The sequence below is a fragment of the Exiguobacterium sp. genome, assembly GCF_020832205.1.
In the GTDB taxonomy this organism is placed as follows: domain Bacteria; phylum Bacillota; class Bacilli; order Exiguobacteriales; family Exiguobacteriaceae; genus Exiguobacterium.
This window is the reverse complement of sequence record NZ_JAFIFD010000042.1, coordinates 1-24,560: the sequence shown is the minus strand read 5'-3', so window position 1 is coordinate 24,560 and position 24,560 is coordinate 1. Positions and strand designations below refer to the sequence as shown.

Annotated in this window: 22 protein-coding genes and 2 tRNA genes; 7 read left to right on the top strand and 17 right to left on the bottom strand. The window is 52.2% G+C overall.

From position 1 onward, the window contains the following. Positions 1-58: 58 nt before the first annotated feature. The 4 genes from JJU47_RS11115 to JJU47_RS11100 all read right to left on the bottom strand — a co-directional run bounded on the left by JJU47_RS11115 (position 59) and on the right by JJU47_RS11100 (position 3,552). The gene (locus JJU47_RS11115) at positions 59-1,528 is read right to left on the bottom strand and encodes an alpha-amylase (RefSeq protein WP_228619369.1); all 1,470 of its coding nucleotides are present in this window, start codon (positions 1,526-1,528) and stop codon (positions 59-61) included. 111 nt (positions 1,529-1,639) lie between these two features. Next, positions 1,640-1,713, bottom strand: a tRNA-Ile gene (locus JJU47_RS11110). A gap of 7 nt (positions 1,714-1,720) precedes the next feature. Continuing rightward, a tRNA-Met gene (locus JJU47_RS11105) sits at positions 1,721-1,794 on the bottom strand. A 111-nt stretch (positions 1,795-1,905) separates the two neighbouring features. Beyond that, positions 1,906-3,552 (bottom strand): Na/Pi cotransporter family protein, encoded by a 1,647-nt coding sequence (locus tag JJU47_RS11100; protein WP_228619366.1) that lies wholly within the window; start codon positions 3,550-3,552, stop codon positions 1,906-1,908. Positions 3,553-3,733: 181 nt separating this feature from the next. On the opposite strand from JJU47_RS11100, the gene JJU47_RS11095 reads away from it, so the two are divergent. Then, positions 3,734-4,201: a hypothetical protein gene (locus JJU47_RS11095; protein ID WP_228619364.1), complete on the top strand. Its 468-nt coding sequence runs from the start codon at positions 3,734-3,736 to the stop codon at positions 4,199-4,201. 16 nt (positions 4,202-4,217) lie between these two features. Here the strand turns inward: JJU47_RS11095 and JJU47_RS11090 are convergent, their stop codons facing one another. Continuing rightward, positions 4,218-5,885, bottom strand: coding sequence for a methyl-accepting chemotaxis protein (locus JJU47_RS11090; protein ID WP_228619362.1), 1,668 nt, complete (start codon positions 5,883-5,885; stop codon positions 4,218-4,220). A gap of 224 nt (positions 5,886-6,109) precedes the next feature. Between JJU47_RS11090 and ispG the strand changes: the two genes are divergently transcribed. After that, a complete protein-coding gene (gene ispG / locus JJU47_RS11085) occupies positions 6,110-7,231 on the top strand; it encodes a flavodoxin-dependent (E)-4-hydroxy-3-methylbut-2-enyl-diphosphate synthase (protein ID WP_024371469.1) in 1,122 nt (373 codons plus the stop codon). 71 nt (positions 7,232-7,302) lie between these two features. Then, positions 7,303-7,887 (top strand): hypothetical protein, encoded by a 585-nt coding sequence (locus tag JJU47_RS11080; RefSeq protein ID WP_228619359.1) that lies wholly within the window; start codon positions 7,303-7,305, stop codon positions 7,885-7,887. Between the two features lie 39 nt (positions 7,888-7,926). On the opposite strand, the gene JJU47_RS11075 is transcribed toward JJU47_RS11080, so the two are convergent. The 4 genes from JJU47_RS11075 to JJU47_RS11060 are packed head-to-tail and all read right to left on the bottom strand — an operon-like array spanning position 7,927 to position 11,399. Next, entirely contained in the window at positions 7,927-9,324 is a 1,398-nt protein-coding gene (locus JJU47_RS11075) for an NAD(P)H-hydrate dehydratase (protein WP_228619357.1), read from the bottom strand. 47 nt (positions 9,325-9,371) lie between these two features. Next, a complete protein-coding gene (locus JJU47_RS11070) occupies positions 9,372-9,794 on the bottom strand; it encodes a Fur family transcriptional regulator (protein WP_228619355.1) in 423 nt (140 codons plus the stop codon). Beyond that, positions 9,787-10,644, bottom strand: coding sequence for a metal ABC transporter permease (locus JJU47_RS11065; RefSeq protein ID WP_228619352.1), 858 nt, complete (start codon positions 10,642-10,644; stop codon positions 9,787-9,789). The genes JJU47_RS11070 and JJU47_RS11065 overlap by 8 nt, the downstream gene beginning before the upstream one ends. Then, positions 10,641-11,399 carry a metal ABC transporter ATP-binding protein gene (locus tag JJU47_RS11060; protein ID WP_228619348.1) on the bottom strand — a complete coding sequence of 253 codons (759 nt, stop codon included), beginning with the start codon at positions 11,397-11,399 and terminating at the stop codon, positions 10,641-10,643. The genes JJU47_RS11065 and JJU47_RS11060 overlap by 4 nt, the downstream gene beginning before the upstream one ends. Before the next feature lie 185 nt (positions 11,400-11,584). Here JJU47_RS11060 and JJU47_RS11055 point away from each other — a divergent pair, with 185 nt between their 5' ends. From JJU47_RS11055 to JJU47_RS11045, 3 genes are all read left to right on the top strand, one after another. After that, entirely contained in the window at positions 11,585-13,120 is a 1,536-nt protein-coding gene (locus JJU47_RS11055) for a Ppx/GppA family phosphatase (RefSeq protein WP_228619345.1), read from the top strand. Then, positions 13,117-15,282, top strand: coding sequence for an RNA degradosome polyphosphate kinase (locus JJU47_RS11050; protein ID WP_228619342.1), 2,166 nt, complete (start codon positions 13,117-13,119; stop codon positions 15,280-15,282). The genes JJU47_RS11055 and JJU47_RS11050 overlap by 4 nt, the downstream gene beginning before the upstream one ends. A 90-nt stretch (positions 15,283-15,372) precedes the next feature. Next, complete coding sequence (locus JJU47_RS11045) at positions 15,373-15,543, top strand: DUF1427 family protein (protein ID WP_174233462.1); 171 nt, start codon at positions 15,373-15,375, stop codon at positions 15,541-15,543. 35 nt (positions 15,544-15,578) lie between these two features. Here the strand turns inward: JJU47_RS11045 and JJU47_RS11040 are convergent, their stop codons facing one another. From JJU47_RS11040 to JJU47_RS11020, 5 genes are all read right to left on the bottom strand, one after another. Beyond that, complete coding sequence (locus JJU47_RS11040) at positions 15,579-16,145, bottom strand: hypothetical protein (protein ID WP_228619340.1); 567 nt, start codon at positions 16,143-16,145, stop codon at positions 15,579-15,581. A gap of 3 nt (positions 16,146-16,148) precedes the next feature. Next, positions 16,149-17,051 carry a deoxyribonuclease IV gene (locus tag JJU47_RS11035; protein ID WP_228619337.1) on the bottom strand — a complete coding sequence of 301 codons (903 nt, stop codon included), beginning with the start codon at positions 17,049-17,051 and terminating at the stop codon, positions 16,149-16,151. 81 nt (positions 17,052-17,132) lie between these two features. Next, the gene (locus JJU47_RS11030) at positions 17,133-18,476 is read right to left on the bottom strand and encodes a DEAD/DEAH box helicase (protein ID WP_228619335.1); all 1,344 of its coding nucleotides are present in this window, start codon (positions 18,474-18,476) and stop codon (positions 17,133-17,135) included. Between the two features lie 61 nt (positions 18,477-18,537). Continuing rightward, positions 18,538-19,473, bottom strand: a complete 936-nt coding sequence (locus JJU47_RS11025; RefSeq protein ID WP_228619333.1) for a sugar ABC transporter substrate-binding protein — start codon at positions 19,471-19,473, stop codon at positions 18,538-18,540. Continuing rightward, on the bottom strand, positions 19,470-21,233 hold the full coding sequence (locus tag JJU47_RS11020; protein ID WP_228619331.1) for a sensor histidine kinase: 1,764 nt from the start codon (positions 21,231-21,233) through the stop codon (positions 19,470-19,472). Before JJU47_RS11020 ends, JJU47_RS11025 begins: the two co-directional genes overlap by 4 nt. A 120-nt stretch (positions 21,234-21,353) precedes the next feature. Between JJU47_RS11020 and JJU47_RS11015 the strand changes: the two genes are divergently transcribed. Continuing rightward, the gene (locus tag JJU47_RS11015; RefSeq protein ID WP_024371456.1) at positions 21,354-22,307 is read left to right on the top strand and encodes a 4-hydroxy-3-methylbut-2-enyl diphosphate reductase; all 954 of its coding nucleotides are present in this window, start codon (positions 21,354-21,356) and stop codon (positions 22,305-22,307) included. A 40-nt stretch (positions 22,308-22,347) separates the two neighbouring features. On the opposite strand, the gene JJU47_RS11010 is transcribed toward JJU47_RS11015, so the two are convergent. From JJU47_RS11010 to JJU47_RS11000, 3 genes are all read right to left on the bottom strand, one after another. Continuing rightward, the gene (locus JJU47_RS11010; RefSeq protein WP_228619329.1) at positions 22,348-23,460 is read right to left on the bottom strand and encodes a Nif3-like dinuclear metal center hexameric protein; all 1,113 of its coding nucleotides are present in this window, start codon (positions 23,458-23,460) and stop codon (positions 22,348-22,350) included. Then, on the bottom strand, positions 23,460-24,176 hold the full coding sequence (locus JJU47_RS11005; protein WP_228619326.1) for a tRNA (adenine(22)-N(1))-methyltransferase: 717 nt from the start codon (positions 24,174-24,176) through the stop codon (positions 23,460-23,462). The genes JJU47_RS11010 and JJU47_RS11005 overlap by 1 nt, the downstream gene beginning before the upstream one ends. A gap of 102 nt (positions 24,177-24,278) precedes the next feature. Continuing rightward, positions 24,279-24,560: c-type cytochrome (locus tag JJU47_RS11000; protein ID WP_228619323.1), on the bottom strand; the 282-nt coding region annotated here is incomplete at its 5' end.

Genomic DNA, 24,560 nt, shown 5'->3' with positions numbered 1-24,560 from the left:
TGAACAACGTTCGTTTTAAATGTAACAGATTTGTGACGCGATTCTCAATTGTAACGCTTCATTCGACATCCGTTTCCGGCAACGCCCAAACTGAGATGGATCCCGCCGCCACTTTAAATACCCCATTTCCGTCTTCATCAATCTCGATGGCCTCATCGACCGTGTTCGTCAAATCGACCCATTTCTCACCAGCCCGATGTTCTCCGACGAACATCGTCTTCACGGCCTCGTCAGAATTCGAGATGAGGACAGCACAGCCTGAGCGTTCGATTTCTTCGACACCGTGCCGGACCCAGCCGATGACGTGCTCATCGTCGAAGTAATCATCTTGTTGTCCATAAGCCTTCTCTCGTCTCGCGTAAAGGAGGGGATCGATCGCCGCTTGTTTCCCTTCTGACGGGTGTGGCCCGTTGATGCCGTAGTAATCGCCGTAAAAGACGCATGGATAGCCGTCTTGACGCAATAAGATCAAACCGTAGGCGATTTGTTTGAACCAGTCCTCGACCCAAGACTCGAGCGCCTCGGCCGGCTGAGAGTCATGGTTGTCCACGAACGTGACCGCATGAAGCGGGTGGGACTGGACGAGCGTGTCATCAAGGATCGTCCGCATATCGAACGATTCACCTTCGACCGAGGCCCGTTGCAAGTTGTAATGAAGCGGGACATCGAACAAGTCGACATGATAGTCGATGTTGTCTAAAAATGCCCGGCAATCCTCGAGTTCTGACTTCCAAAATTCACCGACGAGATAAAAGTTCTCCCCTTTCTCGTCTTTCATCTTCTGACTGAACTCTTTGACGAAGTCGTAATTGATGTGCTTGATCGCGTCGAGACGGAAACCGTCACATTTCGTTTCTTCGATAAACCACTTGCCCCAATTGAGTACTTCTTCTTTCACCTCTGGATGATGGTAATCAATGTTGGCGAACATCAAATAGTCATAGACGCCGAACTCGTCATCGACGTTGTCGTTCCATTTTTTATTTTCCCCGAGGATGAAGAAAATGCCGCTATGCTCCGTCGCAGCATCATAGTCGGTGCCGTTGAAGTGATGGAAGTTCCATTTGAACGACGAATATTTATTGTTTCTGCCCTTGTAATCAAACTTTGTCCATCCTTCGATCTCGAACGGCTCTTCTGACAGCACTTTCGTCCGATCATCCGGGTCGACTTCTAATACGTCGAACTTCTCCGTCGCGTCCGCACCGGCTTTATGGTTCAAGACGACGTCCATGTATACTTGCATGCCGAGCTGTTGCGCATGTTCAGTCGCTTCGAGCAGCTCTCGTTTCGTCCCGTATTTCGTGGCGACCGTTCCTTTTTGATCAAACTCGCCTAAATCATACAAATCATAAATGCCATAGCCTGTGTCCTCATTACTCTGACCTTTCGTGACCGGTGGGAGCCAAAGGGCGGTGATGCCCGCTTCCTTCAAACTTTCCGCTCGCTCTTTTAACCGTTTCCAATGCTTTTGGTCAGCCGGGACGTGCCATTCAAAAAATTGCATCATCGTATGATTTCGTTCCATCTCATTCGCCTCATTTCATATTTTTCAAAAAACAAAATGCTAACGGATATTTACCCCCGTCTTGGCGATTGAAAACAAAAAAGACAGCTTTCACAAGAAAGCTGTCACGAATGGACCCTGTAGGACTTGAACCTACGACCGGACGGTTATGAGCCGTCTGCTCTAACCAGCTGAGCTAAGGGTCCTTATAAATAGCGGCGGAGGGAGTCGAACCCACGACCTCACGGGTATGAACCGTACGCTCTAGCCAGCTGAGCTACACCGCCATGTTGTTATACAGTAATAATATACTGAATGCTGTCATCTCTGTCAATGAAAAGCAACGAAAGCCAATAAAAAACCTTCACCCGATTACACAAGGTGAAGGTTTGACTCACTTATACAGAAACTTCGTTATTCGTATCTTCAAGTGTGATTTCCGTGATGTTCATCGCATGGTCACCGATCCGCTCCAAGTTTGAGAGCATATCGACGAAGAACATACCGGCTTGACCGTCACACGCGCCTGTATTCAGGCGGACGACGTGGTTCTTACGGAATTGACGCTCGAGCATATCAAGTTTCGCTTCCATCTCAATGACTTGACGAGCTTCGTTCATATCCCCGCTCGCAAGTGTTTGAAGTGACTTCTCAAGTGTCTCTCTTGTCAAATCGTACATTTCAGTCAATTCCTTTTGAGCATCGACTGATAGTGTCACACGTGTCGCCGTCTTGTAGTCAATCAACTCGATGATATTTTCGACGTGGTCTCCGATGCGCTCGATGTCGTTGATCGCGTGCATAAGTGTCTTATGCTCTTGAGATTCCTGCTCCGTCAAATCAACAGCAGCAAGTTTAACAAGATAGTCCGTGATTTTAGCATTGAGTGAGTTAAGCGCCTCTTCAATGTGGGCTGATTTTTCAGAGTGCTTCTTGTCCCCTGTTTCGAGATACGAGCGGGCCTCATCGAGCCCGAGCTTCGCAAAGTCACCCATCCGAATCACTTCATATTTCGCTTGTTCGACAGCGATCGAAGGCGACTGTTGGATGAAGATTGGATCCAAGTGTTGCGCTTTCGTGTCGACGATTGAATCTTCGCCCGGCACGATTTTCGTGACCATCCAAGCAATCGCTCCGATAAACCAGAACTGGATGAACGTGTTGGCGACGTTGAACGTCCCATGCGCGAAAGCGATTTGCATCTTCGATTCGATTGCAAGAAGATCTGTAATCCAGAAAATATATTGTGTGAACAGTGGCAAGATGATCAAGAAAATGAACGTACCGACCAAGTTAAAGATAACGTGGGCCGCAGCAGTTCGACGTGCCGCGACTGATGCCCCAATCGATGCAAGAATCGCTGTGATGGTCGTTCCGATGTTATCTCCGAAAAGAACAGGGAGAGCCGCATCGAGTTCAATTGAGCCACCAGCATAAAGTTCCTGCAAAATCCCAATCGTCGCTGACGATGATTGAACGAGAACAGTGAAAACTGTACCGACGATGACACCAAGGAATGGGTTGTCACTCATCGATTGAGTTAAGTCGATGAAGTACTCGCTTGAGCGGAGTGGTCGCATCCCATCACCCATAAGTTCAAGACCGTAAAAGAGAGCTCCAAGTCCGAAGACGACTTGGCCCAAGTGTTGGAAACGTTCTTTCTTAAAGAAGAACAAGAGCACCGCACCGGCAGCAATCATCGGGAGCGCGTAAGCGCCGACGTCAAATCCAATGATGAACGCCGTTACCGTCGTCCCGATATTCGCTCCCATAATGACACCGATCGCTTGACGGAGCGTCATAAATCCAGCACTAACGAGTCCGACTGTGATGACGGTCGTTCCTGACGACGATTGAATTAATACGGTAACGATAATCCCGGCCAGTACCCCGAGGAATGGATTCGTTGTATACTTATCAAGGATGTCACGCAGACGATTTCCTGCTGACTTTTGGAGGCCGTCTCCCATCGATTTGATACCGAAGAGGAAGATTCCTAATCCTCCAAAAAACATGAATAACATTTCTTGCAAATTGTATTCCACGATTTTTGTACTCCTTTTAATTGTGAATTGGTTGTGTTTACTTGGTTTTTAATGCCTTACTCATTATGCCTTCTTCCCCTCTCGAATGTAAACACGTTTAATGTTAAGGTTTTATTAAATGGCTGTATGATTTTTATGATTTTTTATCGGTTTGTACTATAACAGATTGGAGCAACGCATTATGTTCAAGACGACCACTCTTTTTTTACGGCATAGTTTACTTCCGACGAAACAAGCACTGCGCCTGCGTCTAGCCCCGCTTCACGCCTATATGCTGGCTAGCCTCGTTTTTACGATTCTCGTCACTTTATTCGATTACATAATATTACGACCTGACTTTTTCGTACCAATGTGGTTGTTCCTTCACGGATTTGCCGTCTTTTTCTTCTACCTCGTCTCGGTCGCCATCGCCGCCCTTTACGTACAACTCGTCACAAAGTTGCGTCAGCGGCAGATGTGGCCTTACCGTCAAGCTTGGCCGTACGCCGTGGCGATGACGGTCGTCCCGATGTTCATCCTCGTCGTCTTGTATCACCTGTTCCCGGCGTTTCTTTACGCCGGCATCGGTTTGATCGTCGTTTACTTGACGGTGCCGCTCACGCTTGCCCCTATAAAGAAGATACACGCAACAAAGTCGAAACCGGATTGACGGTTTCGACTTTGTTTTACGACTCCTTCATCGGAACGAGTTCATCGAGCACATGATGGAGCCGCTGACTTTGATTTCCTAACTCCGTACCCGTATGTTTCAGCTTCCCTTGCGCATCTGTGAACCCCGACACGCCTTCATACAGCCCTCTCAATTTGTCATCGAGCTGTTGTCCGATCGCTTGAAGCGGTTTGACCGCCTCTGCCATCTGTAACAGTTCACGCCCGGTCGCCGCCGTCTCGTCACCGATTGTTTGATACGATCCGATTTGATGACGCATCCCTTGATCGATCGTCTCAATCCCTGCCTCGAGTCGATGTAATTGCTCTCCAACTTGTAAAATGTCTTCACTTAATCGTTCCATCTCCGTCAGCGTCACATCCCGTTCGTGACGAATCGCCTCCATGGCTGAAACGGCTGAGAGCGAAGATTCGTTCGTCACTTTTGCAAGTTGACCGACTTCATGGGCCACGACAGCAAATCCTTTCCCGTGCTCACCCGCGCGTGCCGCTTCGATCGAGGCGTTTAGCGCCAACATTTTCGTGGCTGCGGCGACCGATAAGATTGTCTGTAGCGCCCGCTCGGCCTCGGCAGAGATTGCTTCACTTTCAAGCAACCGCTGACGGATTGCCGACGCTTGTTGCTCGAACTGACTGCTCACTCCTTGCAGCGAACGAAACGACGACCGTTCCTCGAGGAGCGTCGTCTTCAATCGCACCGCCTGCTGATCGACGACTTCGATATCGCCCTGTAACTCGTTAATTCGAGCCGCAACGTCAGAAAAACGGTGCGTCGTCTCACGCGTGTAGGATTGATAAGAGGCACTCGTCTGTTCAACGGCGCTCGCCACTTCTTGAAAACCGGCGAGTTGTTCGGCGTTTCGTTCTAACTGACTCATAAAAGTCGGCAAGCTCGACTGAAACGCCATTGATGTTTCGGTCATCGTGTCGATCGACGTGTTCCACAGCCCGATCAACGTATTGTATTCGCCTTCGAGTTGACGCATCTCGAACGATTTCGCTCGTAAGTCAACCGGTGTGAACGTTCGGCGCTTGACGGCATCTCGTAAGTGTTCGACAAACACCGTCACCGGTCTCAGTTCCCGTCGAATCATCCGGCTGAACAATAAGATGATTCCCGCCATGGAGGTCAAGATCATGAACGTGACAAGTTTCCGAAGCGACCACATCGGCCCGAGAACGGATTGCTTGGAGACGATCAGGACGTAATCTGCTTTCAGCTCGGGAATCGGCACAATCGACAAAAACGTTTCTTTTTGCTCAACGACTCGTGGACCTGTGCCTGAATACGCAACGAGCCCGTCCGCGATCGACCGAACCTCTTTCCCGGTCAACCGTTCCGCTTCTCCTTCTCTCCACAAATATTGACTTGCCTCGAGGCCGTCCGCCGATAAGATGGACGCTTGCTGCATATAGGTCGATTTCAACGAGCGGGCGAGCAGTTTCTCATTAGAGACGTAAGCGCCATATGTCGCTTTGACTGTCTCACGTACGACGGTCGCTTCGCGATATAACCGTTTCTCGACTTCAGCCGTCAATTGTTGTTCTGCCTGCAGGGCAAACCATCCGAACGTCGTTAAAAATAACACGATGACGATCGGCATGAGCGTCCACTGCAACCTCCGTTCGATCTTCCCTTTCTGTCTTTCCCTTCTTTTCAACATCTTCAATCCGCTCCACACCTTTCCACTCTTTCTCTACGCCCGATATATCGGTCTTGAGACGGTGGAAAATTATGAAGCATCTGTTAAGATAACGTTAGACTTTGTAAAGAGCACATCTGGTGAACGCTTGCTGGGTGCTTTTTCACAAACATTTCGTTATGATAAATAGGAAACCTATCATCTTATATCGATTGGAACCTTTCCAAAAGAAGGAGATCATGTATATGTCAGAAATTTTACACCGTTCATTAACGCGGCCGATCCGTGTCGGCAACCTCATCATCGGAGGTTCAGACGAAGTCGTCATCCAATCGATGACGACGACAAAAACACACGATGTCGAAGCGACCGTCGCCGAGATTTTGCGTCTCGAAGAAGCGGGTTGCCAAGTCGTCCGTGTCGCTTGTCCGGACGAACGGGCCGCAGACGCCCTCGCCGAAATCAAGAGCCGCATCAACATCCCGCTCGTCGTCGACATCCATTTCGACTACAAATTAGCGCTCAAGGCGATCGAGAGCGGTGTCGATAAAATCCGGATCAACCCGGGCAACATCGGCCGCCGTGAAAAAGTTGAAGCTGTCGTCAACGCAGCGAAAGCAAAAGGCATCCCGATCCGTATCGGGGTCAACGCCGGCTCGCTCGAGAAGCAATTCCTCGAGAAATATGGCTATCCGACGGCTCAAGGAATGGTCGAAAGTGCGATGCACCACGTTAAAATCCTTGAAGACCTTGGTTTCTATAACACGATCATCTCGCTTAAAGCGTCAGACGTGAACCTCGCCCTCGAGGCGTACACGCTCGCCGCGAAGACGTTCGACTATCCGCTTCACGTCGGGATCACCGAATCGGGCCCGCTCTTCTCGGGATCACTCAAGTCAGCTGCCGGCCTCGGCGCGATCCTCTCGCTCGGGATCGGCTCAACGGTCCGTGTCTCTCTATCAGATGACCCGGTCGAAGAAGTCAAAGTCGCGAAAGAAGTGCTCAAGTCGTTCGGACTGGCCGCTAACGCCGCGACATTGATCTCTTGTCCGACATGTGGCCGCATCGAAATCGATTTGATTTCGATCGCGAAAGAAGTTGAAGAGTACATCCAAAACATCAACGTCAACATTAAAGTGGCCGTGCTCGGATGTGCGGTCAACGGACCAGGAGAAGCGCGCGAAGCTGATATCGGAATCGCCGGTGCTCGTAACGAAGGGTTGCTCTTCCGTCACGGAAAGATCATCCGGAAAGTGCCGGAAGCGACTATGGTCGAAGAGTTGAAAAAAGAAATCGATGCCATCGTCGCCGAAAAACTCGCCGCACGTGAACTCGAAGAACAAGAACTGGCCAATCAATCGAAATAACACGTCACCCGCTCGGTTGCAACCGAGCGGGTTTTTGATACAATAGACGTTATGAGTTAGGAGGGAGCAACATGCATATCGGCATCGATCTCGACGGGACCGTCACGGACCCGCAAAGCTGTTTTCACTATATGAATGACGCTCTCGGTTACGCCATCGACTATCATCAGGCGACCGAGTATGAGCTGCACACGTATACGAATATGACCCAACATGATTTTTGGAAATTTATGATCGAGCACGGACACGAGGAAGAGATTTATCGCCGCTCGCTCCCCCATACGGAAGTGAGCGACGTCTTGTGGCGTATGCGTGAGTCCCACCGTCTTCATTACGTTACGGCCCGAAGCGAGGCCGTCCGTTCAGTCACAGAAGACTGGATCAAGCAACAAACGCTTCCGCTCGACTCGCTCATCATGACGGGGAGCCATGATAAAGTCGGTGTCGTCAAAGAGCTCTCGCTCGACTTATTCATGGAGGACCGGTACGAGAACGCCATCTCGATCCATGAACAGACGACGATCCCGGTGCTTTTGTTCGATGCACCTTACAATCGTAAACCGCTGCCGGACGGAGTCCGTCGCATCAACTCATGGAACGAGGCGCTCCACCTCGTCAACCATTTCGAGACGACGCAATCGACTCGAGTTCGCTAAAAAAGAGGAATCGGCGCCGAGCAGCGCCGATTCCTCTTTTTATATGCAGCCGATCGCCTCGATGACGTCACTCGCGAGAACGCTCGCCGGGTGAATCGTCTCGCCCGCCCGTTTGGCAGCGAGGGCGTGCCAGAGCACCGCTTGTTCGTTCGGGTTATTCCGAGGCTCGATGCGTCGACTGCGTGCCCATAGCGCGAGCGCAATACCGGTCAAGACGTCCCCGCTACCGCCTTTTGCCAAAGCCGGCGCTTCGACCGTATTGACTGCACCGCTACCGTCCGGCGAGACGATCAACGTATACGTTCCTTTCAAAATAAGATGGACACCGTGCTTCATCGCGAACTGACGTGCCACCTCGAAGCGGTCAGCTTCGATCGCTTCGACCGTTTTCCCGGTCAAGCGGGCCAATTCCCCGGGGTGAGGGGTAAGGGTGACGGGACCGGACGCTTCGAGATGACGCGTCGTCAACGCACCTGCATCCACGATCAACGGACTTTCCCTCGATCGGACCGATTCCCAGACGCGCTCTAACGTCCCCCCTTCGGTCATGCCGGGACCAATCGCCGTCGCCGCATAATCTGTCTCTGGGATCGCCTCGATACAATAGTACATCGCTTCCGGCAACGTCGCTTTCAACGGGGATGCCGCGTCCGGAATCGCCACGTCGAGCAAGCCGATCCCGGTACGGAGGGAAGCCTTGGCCGCTAGAAACGGCGCCCCAATCAAATGCGCGCTCCCCCCGATCAACAAGCCGTGCCCGTACGTCGCTTTATGGCTGAACGGGTCGCGCCAAAACAACGTCTCGTCAAAATCGTCCGCCGTCAGAACACGCCACGAAGACGTGTGCGGCAAGCCGATATCGACTCGTTCGACTTTCCCATAATAAGGAGCCGTTTTCGGTAAAAACGCGCTTCGTTTATAACCGTGCAACGTATACGTCGCCGTCGCTTTGACGGCATGACCGTCGAATCCGCTCGCCGTGTCACTCGTCACACCGGACGGGATATCAATCGAAATAATCGGCGTGTCTTGACTTTGGAGCCATGAAATCACCGTTCGGGCTTGTCCGGTGACAGGACCTTTAAGCCCGATCCCGAACAAGGCATCGATGATGAGATCGGTCGGTCTCGGGTCCGACACGACGGTGACGAAACGTCTCGCATAAGCGGCGTGCGCCGCTGCGGTTCTGGATTTTGGTTCCCCGAGCGGCGTCCAAACGAACACGTCGTGACCGCGCTGCACAAGTTCACGGGCGACGACCCAGCCGTCTCCGCCGTTGTTGCCAGTGCCGCAGACGACGAGGATGGACGCAGACGGCGGCACAGCGAGTCGACTCGCGACCGCGGAAGCCGCCCGTTCCATCAACACGTCTTCTGGCATCCCTTGCCTCGCTGCCGTCTCATCGGCCTGTCTGATCTCTTTCGCCGTATAAATCACCTCATCCGCCCCTTTCTTCCTATGTAGCAAAAAAGGGATCGACTTCGTCAATCCCTTTCCGCCTTACATTGTTTACAATACCCGTAAATCTCGAACTTATGATCCACGACTTCAAAGTCGGGATCAAGTGCCTCGACGTAGCGCATCGGACATAAGTCGAGCAGTTTCGTCTTGCCGCACCCGCGGCAAATCAAGTGGTGGTGGTGGTGCGACGCCCCGCACGTGACACGGAACGCCTTCTCTCCGCTCAATTCTGTCGCCTCGAGCAACCCTTCTTCGGCGAACGACTTCAAATTGCGGTACACCGTGTCAAAACTCATCGTTGGATGTTTCGAACGCATATAATCCAAGACGTCCTTAGCGCTGACGTACCGTTCTTCGTTCGCCAAGTAGGCGTACATCTCAATTCGTTTCGGCGTCACTTTGAGCGACGACGATTGCAAACGAGTCAATTGTTCCGTCTCATTCATGTGTGGCCTCCTTCTTCTGCAACGTACCGACTTTCTCGATCCCCATGACGACCGCTAAAATGAGCACCGCGAGCAGCACGATGACGCCCCCTGGTGCGACGTCGAGTTCGTATGCGAGGACGAGCCCGCCAATCGTCGCGACCTCACCGAAGACGATGGCCCACAGGATCGTCTGTTTGAAGCTCTTTGTAAACCGGAGCGCCGCCGCGACGGGCAGCGTGATCAAACTTGAGACGAGCAACGTGCCGACGATGCGCATACTGACAGCGATGACGAGCGCGACGACGAACATGAACAGCATGTGGAGCAACGTACTCGGCAGTCCCGACACTTTCGCTTGTTCTTCGTCGAACGATAAAAACAATAACTGTTTATAAAACACCGTGATGACGAGCAGTGTGACGAACGACACCGCAAGGATCAAAACGATATCAGACGGGCTGACCGCCGAAATCGAGCCGAACAACAGCGTCGACAAGTCGACCGAGAAGCCGCGGGACAAGGAAATGAAAATCGCGCTCAACCCCATCCCCGCCGACATCATGATCGGGATCGACAGCTCTTGGAAGTGGACGTACTTATTGCGGAGCCAATCGAGACCGAGCGCCGCTAACACCGAGACGAGCGTCCCGAGGTACAGCGGGTTCAAGTCTGAGAACAACAACACGTATTGCCCAAGGAACAGGCTGAGCGAGATACCGGCAAGCGTCACGTGCGACAAGGCGTCGGCGATCAGACTCATGCGGCGCACGACGACGAACGAGCCGATGAGCGGGGCCGTAAACCCGATCACGACGGCTGCGACGAACGCGTAGCGTAAAAAGCTGTACTGGAACAAATCCGCGATCATGACGTACCCTCATGAACGAGCAGTTTGACGGGATACGGCTTAATCGACTTCAATTCACTCAGTTCGCTATATTCTTTCAATCCGCAGTTACACGCCATTCGTCCGCGGTCGAGATGGACGACTTTCGTCACGAGGTCGGTCACGACGTTCAAGTCGTGCGTCACCAAGATGAACGTGCACGTCGTATGCTCGCGCAACAAGTGGAGCACTTCGTAAAAGTCACGCAAATGTTTCTGGTCGACCCCGACGGTCGGCTCATCTAAGATGAGCAAGTCCGGTTGGTTGACGATGGCGCGGGCGATAAATACCCGCTGTTGCTGCCCACCGGACAGGCTGCCGATCTTTTTATCTCGATATTGCCACATGTTCACCGTCTCGAGCGCGTTTTGAATCGCGGCCCGGTCCTCCATGTTGAGACGCTTGAACAAGCCGAGCCGTCCATACCGGCCCATGGCGACGACTTCTTCGACCGTCACCGGGAACCCCGAGTTAAAGGACGCGGCTTTTTGGGAAACGTAACTGATACGGGACTTATCTTTAAACTGGGCTTGCGGACGACCGAACAGCTCGACAGAACCGGTTTGTGGCGTCAACAACCCAAGGATCGACCGGATCAACGTCGATTTACCGGAACCGTTCTCCCCGACGACGGCGACGAAATCGCCTTGCTTAATATCGATCGACACATCCTGCAAGGCGGCCGTACCGTCATAATAATATGAAACGCGGTCTAGTTTTACGACAGATGTCGTCATAAGATACCCTTCTCTCATTAAATAAATCGTAATCATTTCTACTTGCTTGGCGTCTGTATTATACAGAATATTAAGCATCGCTTCAAGTTCGAGCTGACGTGTAAAACACGTCTTCACATGAAATCCATGTGAGTTTGAGGCGGATTCGTTGTAAACTGATAGTAACGCACAGAGGGGGCTTTATCGTGGAGAAAAAATTAGCAGTCATTGATATCGGTTCGAACTCGATTCGTAACGTCATTTTCGAAGTGAACGAACACGGACAATATTTTGAACGATTGAACGTAAAAGAAGTGGCGCGCTTGTCGAGCCATATTACGGAGGAAAATGAGTTGTCTTCGGACGGCATCGCCTCGTTGATCGAGACGTTGCAACACTTCGTCAGCCTGAATGACCATCATCACGTCAAAGAGACGTTGCCGGTGGCGACGGCCGCGATTCGTAACGCCGACAACTCGGACGCCATTTTAGAAGAAGTGCGTCAAGCGACCGGCATCGAGATCCGGTTGTTGAGCGATTATGAAGAAGCGTTTTACGGATATTCGGCCATCGTCAACTCGACCTACATCGAGGACGGGTACTCGGTCGATATCGGCGGCGGTTCGATGGAAGTGACGTACTTCAAAAACCGTGAGCTCGTCTTTTATCATAGCTTCCCGTTCGGCGCCGTCACGCTGACGAACGACTTCATGAAAGGCGATGTGATGACGAAAGAAGAACGCAAACAACTCGTCTCGTTCTTAAAAAAATCATTCAAACAACTCGACTGGCTCGAGCCGCACGGAGTGCCGCTCGTCGGTGTCGGCGGGACGGCTCGAAACTTGGTCCGCGTCGAACAGTCGATGTCGCATTTCCCGCTTGAAGGCATTCATCAATACACGATCGATGCCGAGCGGCTTGATGAAGTCGTCGAAGAACTTGTCGCCATGTCGAGTAAACAACTCGGACGGCTCGACGGTTTATCGAAAGACCGGGTCGACATCATTGGCCCTGCCGTGACCGCCATCGCGGAGCTGGCCCGTTATTTGAAAGTACCCGAGTTCACGATGAGCAACAACGGATTGCGGGAAGGCTTGTTTTACGAATATTACTTGAAAGCGAACGACGAGGTCCGCTTCGCCGACGTGAAAGAAGAGAGCTTCCGTCACTTCGAGAAGCAGTACGACGTCGACCCGACCCGGCATCGCCACCTCATTCATTTGGCCCGCCAAATCTATACCGGACTGATCGAGGCGAAAGCGATCAAACCGAAACCGTACGAGCCGGGATTATTAGAAGGCGCGTGCCGACTCGCCTATGTCGGGGAATACATCGACCATAACAACAAGAGCGATCACACGTTTCACTTGATCACGACGAGTGACTTCAAAGGGTTAAACAATGAGGATCGGCTCGCGCTTGCCTTAGTCTCATCGTATAAGTCGCGCCGCCTGCTTGACCAACATATCGAAGGATTCCCGGAATGGTTCGACTCGAAGATGTTAAAAAGTCTCGAACTGCTCGGTTCGATCGTCAAACTCGTCGACGCCTTCGATTTGACTGAGCGACAAGTCGTCGAAAACATCGATGTCGAAGCCGAAGACGACGGACTCGTATTCATCCTTCATACGGCCACGTCCCCACGGTTTGAACTGCAGCGCGGCATCCGTCATAAGAAACATTTAGAGCGGGTGATCGAGATGTCGATCGAGTTACGCATAGAGGAGAGGATCACTTCATGACGACCTACTTACCCGAACACTTCAACAACCGAGAGCTCAGCTGGCTCAGCTTCAACGAACGTGTTTTAGAAGAAGCGATGGACGAGCGCAATCCGCTCATGGAACGCTTGAAATTTCTCGGCATTTTCAGCTCGAACCTCGATGAGTTCTACATGGTCCGCTTCGGCGGTTTGAAGGACGAAGTGCTCGCCGGTTTCAACCGTCCTGAGGACAAGGCCGGATTGACACCGAAACAACAAATCAAGGCGATCTCAATCAAAGCGCAAGAACTCGTCGAGATGCAATATGCGGCCTATAAAAAAATCACGAAACAACTTGCGACGAACAACGTCCGTTTTTTACGGCCGAAGCATTTGAACAAAGAGCAACTCGACTTCGTCAAGTTGTACTTCCGAACCCACGTGTTTCCGGTGCTGACGCCTATCGCCGTCGATGCGTATCGCCCATTCCCGATGCTGTTGTCGAAATCACTCAACATCGCCGTCGAGATCGCATCGAAAGAAGAAGGAAAAAAACGGCTCGCTCTCGTCCAAGTGCCAGCCGTGCTGCCTCGTTATCTCGAGTTACCGACAGATGATGAAGATCATACCGACCTCATGCTGCTCGAAGACGTGATCATTCAATTCGTCGACTCGTTATTCAAAGGGTTTGAAGTCGAATCGACGATGCCGTTCCGGATCACCCGTAACGCCGATATGCCGTTCCACGAAGAAGGCAGCCCGGACGTGTTGAAGCAAATCGAGAAAGAGTTGAAGAAGCGACGCTACGGGGTCGCCATCCGGCTTGAAGTGCAACAACGCTCATTGAGCAAAGAGCTGTTGTTCATGTTACAAGACGTACTCGACTTGCACGACCGCGACATCTTCATCGTCGATGGGCCGATCGATTTGACGTTCTTGTTCGGTGTCTACAATAAGATTGGGATCGAATATGATGAGATGATCAACGAGACGTTGATCCCGTTCATCCCGGAAGGCCTTGAGTCGGGGAAAGACTTATTCAAAAGTCTGCTCAAACGCGACTATTTGCTCCACCATCCGTACCACTCGTTCGACCCGGTCGTCCGCTTCATCGCCCAAGCCGCGAAAGACCCGAACGTCCTCGCCATCAAACAGACGCTGTACCGCGTGTCGGGCGATTCGCCGATCATCAAAGCGCTCACGGACGCCGCCGAAAGCGGGAAACAAGTGACGGTGCTCGTCGAACTGAAAGCTCGATTTGATGAAGAGAAAAACATCCAATGGGCGAAACAGCTCGAGAAAGCTGGCGCCCACGTCATCTACGGCTATAAAGAGTTGAAGACGCACTCGAAAATCACTCTCGTCGTCCGTATTTTAGAAGGTGGTGTTCTCCAACGTTTCGTTCATCTCGGCACGGGAAACTATAACGACTCGACGGCAAAACTGTACACCGACATCGGGCTGTTGACGACGAACGAAGAACTCGCCGAGGATGCGACGAATTTCTTCAACTGGCTGTCCGGTTACGGAGAGCGACCGTCGTGGCACGAGTTCGAGACATCACCGGACGACATGCTCGACTTTTTCTTGCAAAAGATCCAAGACGAGATCAAATTGCACGAGAAGTACGGGAACGGCCGCATCGTCGCGAAGATGAACTCACTCACCGACAAGTCGATCATCACAAAGCTGTATGACGCCTCCCAAGCCGGTGTCAAAATCGATTTGATCATCCGTGGCATCTGTTGTCTCCGCCCTGGTATAAAAGGGGTATCCGACAACATCCGGGTCATCTCGATCATCGACCGCTACTTGGAGCATTCCCGTATCTTTTACTTCTATCAGAACGGAAAAGAAGACTTGTACTGCTCATCGGCCGATTGGATGACGCGTAACATGAAAAAACGGATCGAAATCTTGTTCCCGATCCTCGACACAGGCCATAAGTCGTACATTAAAGACATGCTTGCCCTCCAACTCGTCGATAACGTCAAAGCGCGCATTCAACGGCCCGACGGCAAGTACGTCTATATCAAACAAGAGCCGGGCCAAGAGCGGATCCAGTCTCAAATCATCATCCACCAATACACCGGCGGCCGTTGGAACAACATTCCGAGCGTGTTCGAACGGGAACCTTCGAACTGGGCGGAACGCGAAGTTCTCCGTTTGCGAGCTGAAAACGAGAAAATGACAGATGACTGATGTTAGACTTCTCAAAGAAGAAAGAACGTTGTATAATTAATTCGGTCACGCTGTTAAAACGTTTTCATTTCATTATACGGAGGAATCATCATGCAAGAACTTTTACTCTCATTACTCGCCGGTCTGATTTGTGGCATGATTTTCACGGCCTTGAAGTTACCGTTGCCGGCCCCACCGGTTCTCCCAGGGGTCGTCGGGATTTTCGGTGTTTTCCTCGGCATGAAGGTATACCAATTCGCTCTCGCGAACTGGCCATTTTAATAAAAAGGAACGATGTCCGCGGACATCGTTCCTTTTTAATTGTAGTGTAACGCTTTATGGCAAGTCGGACAGACCCAGACCTCCTCGTCAGCATCGATGTGGTATTCCATCAATCGATTGGCGAGTTGCCCGTAAAAGAATGACAAATCAGAAGCACAATAGGCGCATACGGTCGTCGGTGACACCTGATGCTCAAATTGTCGTTCACGCGTGAGATGTGCCTCATACGCAGACCGGCTCCACCGTTTAGACGGGACACGATACCCTTCGTCCCACAGGCGTTTTAACGTGTCATAATCCGTCGTCTCGTCATACGTCCCGACTTGAAGGAACGGATGATGAAAATCAAGGGCGAGCAGGTCGACAAGGCTGTACACTCCAATCGCAGCGGACGGTTCAAGCCAATAGCGGTCGGCGGGACGCGTCGTCGTCTCGACGAGCAAAACGTCCGCCTCGGCGACGATGCCGTGTCCGATGATTTCGATGAACGCGGTCGGCGTTCTCACTTCCCCTTCGATATAGATCGGGCTCTGCTCGCGATAATAAACGGGAAGCGCGGACCAGGCGTCATACGTTTCTAAATCAATCCGGAGCCAGTTCATCGTTTACTGATGGGCGAGCGTGAAACGCTCCCGCCATTCGGCATCGAATGCGCCTGCCCGGAACATGTCAATTTCTTGTTTGTACGGTGCGACTTTCGTCTTCTCGCTCACCGGGATATAAGGTGTCTCTAAAATCTTCGGCAAATGCGCGAACGCCTCGTGGTGGATGATTCGGTTCAAGACGTCAAACCCGATCTCACCATAACCGATGTTCTCGTGACGATCTTTTTTCGCGCCGCGTACGTTTTTCGAATCGTTGACGTGAATGACGCCAAGTCGGTCGAGTCCAACGACGCGGTCGAACTGTTCGATGACACCGTCCAAATCACCGACGAGGTCGTAGCCGGCGTCGTGGACGTGACACGTGTCGAAACAGACCGACAAACGATCGTTATGCGTGACGCCGTCGATGATTGTCGCGAGTTCTTCAAACGTCTTGCCGAGCTCACTTCCTTTACCGGCCATCGTCTCGAGTGCGATGTTGACCGTCTCGTCGCCCGTGAGCACTTCGTTCAATCCTTCAATGATGCGGGCGAGCCCCACTTCTTCCCCAGCCCCGACATGGGCGCCCGGGTGCAAGACGACGTGTCGGGCGACTTTGAGCGCCTCGGCTCGTTTGATTTCCTGAGCCAAAAATGAGACGGCGAGTTCGAACGTCTCCGGTTTCGTCGTGTTGCCCAAATTAATGATGTAAGGGGCGTGGACGACGATTTCTTCGATGTCGTGCGCAGCCATATGCGCGAGCGCGGCTTCGATATTTAAATCTTCAATCGGTTTACGCCGCGTGTTTTGGGGCGCACCCGTATATACCATCATCGTTGTCGCCCCGTACGAGACAGCCTCTTCACTGCCGGCTAAGAGCATCTTTTTTCCGGAAACCGAAACGTGTGAACCAATTTTTAACATAGTCATCTTCCCTTCCTATCTTCTCTTTTCAGTGTACACAAAAAGAAGAACCGACTCCACGAAGTCGATTCTTCTTTTTACTTAACGTTTATTTTTCTTACGGATTTCACGGCGCTCTTGGCGTTGACTCTGCATGTGCTCACGTGAAGCCGTCTCTTTCAACTTATACTTGAACTTTTTCTTATAGCCCGGTTTGACTTTTTTCTTCGCCTTCTTGATCTCACCAGCCATACGGCTGTGAGCCGTCTGCGAGACTTTCATCTTCCGGTCGGTCGTGCGGCGTTTACGCGTTTTGATCGGTTGAAGCGTCCCGTTCTTCACATCGACGTGCGTGAACGTGAACCCACGCTCTTCGAGGCGGTTGATCGGCCCGTTCTCATGATCTTCATAGAGCGTATACGCTTCACCTGTCGCTCCGGCACGTCCCGTACGTCCGACGCGGTGCGTGTAGAAGTCGAGATCTTTCGGAATGCCGAAGTTGATGACGTGCGATACACCCGAGATATCGATCCCGCGTGCCGCCAAGTCAGTCGCGATGACGTATTGATACTTCGCATCGTTAATATCTTTGATGGCTTGTTTCCGACGACGGGCTTGCATGTCGCCATGAAGCGTCCCGACGTTGAGACCAGCTTCACGGAACGTCGCCTCAAGCTCGTCCGCCTCTTGTTTCGTGTTCGTGAACACGAGACAGACGAACGGGTTGATCGCCTTGGCGACTTCGACCGTCAACGCTTTGCGATCACGGTGGCGGACCGGGATCGTATGGTGCTTGATCTTCGGTGCGACCCGATGCTCGGCGCTCGCTTCGGCGTAGCGCGGGTCATGCAAATACTTCTTCAAGAACGGTTCGAGTTTCTCAGGGATCGTAGCTGAGAAGACCATCGTCTGAAGTTTTTCCGGCAACGATTGAGCGATACGGTCGACTTCAGGCAAGAAGCCCATGTCGAGCATTTGATCGGCTTCATCGACGACGAAATGACTGACCTTGTGCGGGAACAGCGCTTGAACTTTCATCAAGTCGAGCAGACGTCCCGGCGTCCCGATAATGATATGCGGTGGATTTTTCATCTTGTCGATTTGACGTTCGCGGTCGGTACCGCCGACGATCAAGCTCGATTTGATATACTCCGGTTGTTTGACGAGGAGCGACTTCAGCTCTTCGTGAATCTGCCAAGCGAGTTCGCGCGTCGGGGCGACGACGATTGCTTGGACCGATTGTTCTTTTGGATCGATTGCTTCTAAAATAGGCAAGAGAAACGCGAGCGTCTTCCCTGTACCGGTCTGTGATTTTCCGATGATGTCACGACCATTCATCGCGGCTGGAATAATCCGTGATTGAATGTCGGTTGGCTTAGTGATGCGCTTTTCTGTCAAGGCATCGACGATAAACGGTAACAATTTGAACTGTTGGAAGCTGTTCAATCGATACACCTCCTGTTTCTTTCCACTTTTCCTAGCATAGCGGAATCTAATCATTTGTCAATTAATCTTTTACGAGCCCTTCATATAAATAGCTCGACGAATAGTAGTACCGGGAAATCTTTTTCCCGTTTAAATGTTGTTCGAGCGCTTTAAAGCCGACCTCGATCATTTCGTTCGGTGACTGCACGACGGTCGCGTCAACTTTGCCGCTATGGATGAGCGGATAAATCTCCGTCACGCCATCGACCGATACGATCGTCTTCTCCGTCAGTCCACGACTCTCAAGTGCACGAACGACGCCGAACGTGTTGTCATCGTTATGCGAGAACACGGCATCGAACGGGATATCTTCTTTCAACCAGCGCGACATCTCGATTTCGGCTTGGAACGTGTCGAAGTTGCCGGTCAAAGATGCGACGACTTCTAAATCGTCATGAGCCTTGTCGTATTCAGTCAAGCCGAGGCTGCGGTCAATCGTCGACCGGACTTTCGCCGTTCCTCGCACCTCGACGACACGAATCGGTCGTTGCAGCGTCGCGTGTTTGGCCGCGATATGGTTCGCGGCCATCCGGCCGATGTCAATGTTGTCGGAGACGACGGACGTGATCACACTCTCGTGGTCGATCATCCGGTCGATGGCAATGATCGGAATCCCTTCGCGCTCGGCCCGTTCGAGCGATGGACGGATGAACGTCTCATCGAGTGTCGTCACAAAAATCGCTTCGACGTCGCGGTCGATCAGCGAATCAAGTTTTTCTTTTTCAAGGACACGGGAATCTTCACTCGTCGTCGGAACAGGGATGAATCCTTTTTGGTTCGCCGTTCTGACGAAAGCCGCCAACAGCTTGTTGGCGTGTTCGTGCTTGTCGCTGACGAATACGAAACCGACTTCATTGTCTTTTGACTTTGGCTCCGGCAACTGGATCGATGTGATCAGTAAAATCGCCATCGCCCAAACGACCGGTAACCAAAGCCAATAATGGCGAAATCCTTTCATACGCCTGACCGCCTTGGGATCTTAATCATCATGGCCGTTCCTTCTCCTTCGACACTCTCGATCTCCATTTGACCGTTCACAGCTTTCAAGTACTCCCGGATCATATAAAGACCAAGCCCGTTCCCGTTCTCTTTCGTCGTGTAAAATGCCGAACCGATCGCTTGTACTTGAGACTTCGTCATGCCGACACCGTTATCCTCGATCAAGAAGCGATAATCACGTTCCGTGAAGAGGATCGTCACGGTGACACTGCCGTCGGCCCCTTTCGAATCGACCGCTTCGACTGCATTTTTAAACAGATTATAGATGATTTGGACGAGCATGTCGTTCGAGCAATAAAACGGGGGCATCTCGTTTGGCACGATCAATTCCCAGTTCGTGACGCGTTTGTAACACTCGGCATCGAGTAAAAATTCGAGCCGGCTCGCAAACTCGTCCATGTCGATCCACTCCTCGTCCCGTCTTGACTGCTCTGGCTTCGCGAGCGTGAGCATCGTCGAGATCAAATGATTGGCCCGATCGAGTTCCGAAAGGGCGAGGTCGAGCATCTCTTGACTGCTATGCCCTTCTTTCACCATTTGCAACGTGATCTGGACCGGGGTGAGCGGGTTGCGGATCTCGTGGGCGATACCGGCGGCGAGCTGACCGAGCGAAGCGAGTTTTTCTTGCTGAAGCAACAGCTGTTGTTGGCTCAACTGTTCGCGTCGCGACGTCTCCATCCTTCTCGAGTAATCGTTGTACGTGTCGAGCAACGTCTGCACTTCTTTTGAGCCCGTCCGTTCGAGTTGGATCGGTTCAAGTGACTGTTGTCGTTTAATGCTTTGAACGAGTTCGGTGAGCGGACTCGTCAACGTTTTCGACAAGAGCAACCCGACGAGGATGCTCAAGAAAAATGTGACGAGCGTGATGAGCAAATATTGCCATCGTGTCGCGTACACGGCCTCGTACACGGAATCGGTGCTATGTTTGGCGAGCACGCTCCATCCGTTGACACGGGCGTCAGGTTCATACATATAGACGTCCGAGTCCGTGCTCATAATCGAGCGAACGTCTTTGTCTCTCGCCGCTGCCACGACCTCACGCGACAGGCGCCGTTCAGCGTCCGTAACGAGGTTGAACGAAGTCGATAACACTTCACCGCGCTCGTTCAACAAATATAAGATCATGTTATCGTTCGCCGACTCGAGGACACGCCGGTACAGGTCAGAGTTGAGTACGCTGATACTGCCGCCGAACAAACCGACCGGCCGGTTATCTTCAAACACCGGCACATATAAATACGTACCGACGTCCCCTGAGATGGAAATCGGATCGCTCATATAGATGTCATTACCGCCTGACGTGATGACGTCCGTGAACTTCGGGTCCGCCTTCAACGTCATCGCAGGCACTTGGCGTTGCGAGTACCAGGTGAACGCTTCGTCTTGAAGGTTATAATAAAATATGGACGTGAACCCGGTACGTTGGTTCAAATACCCGGTCCGAATCCGTTCCTCGATCCACGGTTCATTGCCAAGATAGGCACCGAGATAGACAAGGTCTTCATATAACTTTCCGAGACGCGTTTCCATGTTCTCGATACTGCCGTCTATCGCATAGTCGAACTGTTCTTGCGCCAACTCTTCGGCACGGGACACCGTCACACGATCGGCCGAAAACGCTAAAGATGAGATGACGAGCCCTAAAATGATGAAGATGATAAACGTAATTTGAAAGAAGTACGATTTTCGAACTTCAAGCAATGTTCTCAAGCGTTCCACGGTGTCCCTCCTTTCCAACCTTAAGATTATAGCATGAATACACGCAATTCTTTTCGTATTTTCGAAACAATGTTAGACTTATACGTATGAAAGCATCGCGAAAGGAGCGTTCATCGCATAATGAAAATTAAAAAGATCAGCCCACGCGGATATTGTTATGGTGTCGTCGATGCCATGAAATTAGCGAACGAGGCTGTGGCCAACCCTGATTTACCACGGCCAATCCATATACTCGGTATGATCGTCCATAACCGTCACGTCACTCAGGCGTTCGAAGACCTCGGCGTCAAGACGGTCGACGGGGACGACCGCATGCAGGCGCTTGAAACGATTGATGAAGGCACGGTCGTCTTCACCGCACACGGCATTTCGCCTCTCGTGCGCAAACGCGCGATCGAGAAAGGACTGACGATCGTCGACGCGTCGTGTCCGGACGTCCTCGTCACTCATGACTTGATTCGCGAGAAGACGGCGGTCGGGTACGAAGTCATCTACATCGGCAAACACGGGCATCCCGAACCGGAAGGCGCCATGGGCGTCGCTCCCGGGAAAGTCCATCTCGTCCAATACGAGCGTGACCTCGAAGTCTTACCGGACCGCTTGTACGAGACGAACATTCTCGTCACGAACCAGACGACGATGAGCCAATGGGACGTCTCGGCGTTGATTGAACAAATTCAAGAACGATACCCGCACGTCGAAGTGCACAATGAGATTTGTAACGCCACCCAAGTCCGCCAAGAGGCGGTCGCGGAACAGGCCGGTGACTGTGAGCTGCTCATCGTCGTCGGCGATCCGAAATCGAACAACTCGAACCGGCTCGCCCAAGTGTCGAAAGAAATTGCCGGGACGAACGCCTATCGCATCGGCGACTTGAGTGAACTCGACCTCGCTTGGCTCGAAGGAGTAGAGACGGTCGCCGTCACGTCCGGAGCCTCGACTCCGACCCCGATCACAAAGAAAGTGATCGACTTTTTGACCCAGTATGACCCGCTCGATTTGAGCACACACGACAAGACACCGTATCTCGAGTTGCGCAGCATCCTTCCTAAAGTGAAGGCGCTTCGCAAGTGACGACAATCCCCGGCCTAGGAACAGGTCGGGGATTGTTTGTTTATTTAAACCGGAACGGGTTCGTGTTCGCCGTCGATACGACCAACTCAACATCAAGTTTCGCGTCTTCAAACTTCTGACGCAGCACGTCGACGACCCCTTGTTTCATGACGCTCTCGACGTGATGGCCTGGATCGACGACGGAAAGACCAAGTGCCATCGCATCGTGGGCGACATGGAAATAAAGGTCCCCGGTCACGTAAGCATCCGCGCCCTTGAAGTGAGCGGCCGAGACGTATTTATTCCCGTCGCCGCCGAGGACGGCGACTTTTTCAATTTTACGCTCCAAGTCGCCGACGACACGGACCGCTTCGACATGAAAGCTCGCCTTGACGTGTTCCGAAAACTCGGCGAGCGTCATCGGGCGCTCGAGTCGACCGATTCGACCGAGGCCGAACGTGTGCCCGGCAATCTCATCCCGAATCACGTCATGAGCCACTTCTTCGTACGGGTGTGCTTCCGTCATCGCTTTGATGACACGCTTCTTTTTACTTTCGGTCACGACCGTCTCGATTTTCACTTCATCGACTCGTTCCGTTTTACCGGTTTGACCGAGGTATGGGTCAGATCCGTCGAGCGGCGTGAACTGCCCTTTTCCGGTCACCGTGAATTGGCAATCACCATAGTTCCCGATGCGGCCGGCCCCGGCTTTCCCTAACACTTCAGACACTGCGGCCTCGTGCGTCTCCGGGACGAAGACCGACAACTTGTAGACCGGTTCTTCATACGTCGGGACGAGCACTTCGGGCTCAAGCAGTCCGAGTGCCTCGCTCATCCAATCGTTGACTCCGCCCTCGCATACGTCTAGATTTGTGTGCGCGACATAGACGGCGATGTCGTGTTGGATACATTTCATGACGATGCGGCCAGCTGCGCTGCGGTCGTTCACTTGATCGAGCGCACTGAAGATCGGCGGATGATGGGCGATAATTAAATCGATGTCTTTGTCGATCGCCTCGTCGACGACCGGCTCCAACACATCGAGCGTGACCATGACACGGCGGACTTGCTTATTGAGCGAGCCGATTTGCAGACCGATCTTATCGCCTTCAACCGCCAAATGCTTTGGCGCGAACTGTTCGAACAGTTGAATGATATGGTTACCGTTTGCCATTATTCGCTCACCTCTCTCATCTTGTCGCGCAACGTCTCGAACGTCCGTTGTTTTTCAAGTAATGCTGGCGTCTGTTCACCTGCGGCCATCTGTCCGAGCACGTAGTCCAACTTGTCCGCTTCACGGCCCCACTTCAATTTGAACGGCTCCGGGCGATGCTTAAGCAGGAAAGGACCGAATAACAGTTGCCATTTGCGCTCGGTCTCGTCTTCGCTATAGCGTGTCTCTGTCCCGCGCTCTCCGACTAAAATCTCATACACTTTATCGTTTTCTTCCACGATTCGTTCATCGACCAACACATATCCTGCCGCGAGCAACCATTCCCGAACGTGTTCACCATCGACGTTCGGTTGTAAGACGAGGCGCTCGACCGCACCTAGCTTGCTTCGTCCGGCTTCAAGAATCGAACGGATCAAACTGCCGCCCATCCCGCAAATCGAGATGCACGTGGCCTCGTCGGCTTCGAGGACGGCTAGCCCGTCACCGAGCCGGACGTCAATCTTGTCCGTCGCTCCAATTAACGCGACTTGCGCCTTGGCCGCTTCCATCGGACCTCGGTTCACCTCACCGGCGATGGCACGGTCGACGATCCCGTGCTGGACGAGATAACACGGGACGTACGCATGATCGGAGCCGATATCGGCGATAATGCTACCTTTCGGGATAAAGTCGACGACTTGTTTGAGTCGACGGTCTAACGTTACTTGTTCTTGCATGGGGACAACTCCTTTTTGACTACTTCTCTCTTAGGTTAACGAAAATTGAAGAGGCGGACAACAAAAAACGTACCCTCGCTTGCGCGAGAGTACGTCACTTTATTATTGCTCGAGCAACCACGTCGTAAGGATGTCTGCCTCTTCGGCCGACGCGAGTCCGCCTGGCATCGAACCTTTACCGTTCACGATGATGTTCGTGATCTCGTCTGCCGACAAGCGTTCCCCTACACCCGTAAGTGCCGGGCCGACGCCACCTTCAAGGTTCCCGCCGTGGCAACCGGTGCAGCCTTGGGCAGCATACAGTTCTTCCGGATTCATCTCAGTCATAGCCGGACCTTCTGCAGCTTGTTGCGCTTGGTTCACGCCAAAATACGATAATGAGCC

Bases quoted from the DNA above. Each gene is read 5' to 3' on its own strand.
- JJU47_RS11115 (WP_228619369.1), bottom strand. From the start codon at position 1,528: ATGGAACGAAATCATACGATGATGCAATTTTTTGAATGGCACGTCCCG.
- JJU47_RS11095 (WP_228619364.1), top strand. From the start codon at position 3,734: ATGTTCAAGACGACCACTCTTTTTTTACGGCATAGTTTACTTCCGACG.
- JJU47_RS11090 (WP_228619362.1), bottom strand. From the start codon at position 5,885: ATGTTGAAAAGAAGGGAAAGACAGAAAGGGAAGATCGAACGGAGGTTG.
- ispG (WP_024371469.1), top strand. From the start codon at position 6,110: ATGTCAGAAATTTTACACCGTTCATTAACGCGGCCGATCCGTGTCGGC.
- JJU47_RS11080 (WP_228619359.1), top strand. From the start codon at position 7,303: ATGCATATCGGCATCGATCTCGACGGGACCGTCACGGACCCGCAAAGC.
- JJU47_RS11070 (WP_228619355.1), bottom strand. From the start codon at position 9,794: ATGAATGAGACGGAACAATTGACTCGTTTGCAATCGTCGTCGCTCAAA.
- JJU47_RS11065 (WP_228619352.1), bottom strand. From the start codon at position 10,644: ATGATCGCGGATTTGTTCCAGTACAGCTTTTTACGCTACGCGTTCGTC.
- JJU47_RS11060 (WP_228619348.1), bottom strand. From the start codon at position 11,399: ATGACGACATCTGTCGTAAAACTAGACCGCGTTTCATATTATTATGAC.
- JJU47_RS11050 (WP_228619342.1), top strand. From the start codon at position 13,117: ATGACGACCTACTTACCCGAACACTTCAACAACCGAGAGCTCAGCTGG.
- JJU47_RS11045 (WP_174233462.1), top strand. From the start codon at position 15,373: ATGCAAGAACTTTTACTCTCATTACTCGCCGGTCTGATTTGTGGCATG.
- JJU47_RS11040 (WP_228619340.1), bottom strand. From the start codon at position 16,145: ATGAACTGGCTCCGGATTGATTTAGAAACGTATGACGCCTGGTCCGCG.
- JJU47_RS11035 (WP_228619337.1), bottom strand. From the start codon at position 17,051: ATGTTAAAAATTGGTTCACACGTTTCGGTTTCCGGAAAAAAGATGCTC.
- JJU47_RS11025 (WP_228619333.1), bottom strand. From the start codon at position 19,473: ATGAAAGGATTTCGCCATTATTGGCTTTGGTTACCGGTCGTTTGGGCG.
- JJU47_RS11015 (WP_024371456.1), top strand. From the start codon at position 21,354: ATGAAAATTAAAAAGATCAGCCCACGCGGATATTGTTATGGTGTCGTC.
- JJU47_RS11010 (WP_228619329.1), bottom strand. From the start codon at position 23,460: ATGGCAAACGGTAACCATATCATTCAACTGTTCGAACAGTTCGCGCCA.
- JJU47_RS11005 (WP_228619326.1), bottom strand. From the start codon at position 24,176: ATGCAAGAACAAGTAACGTTAGACCGTCGACTCAAACAAGTCGTCGAC.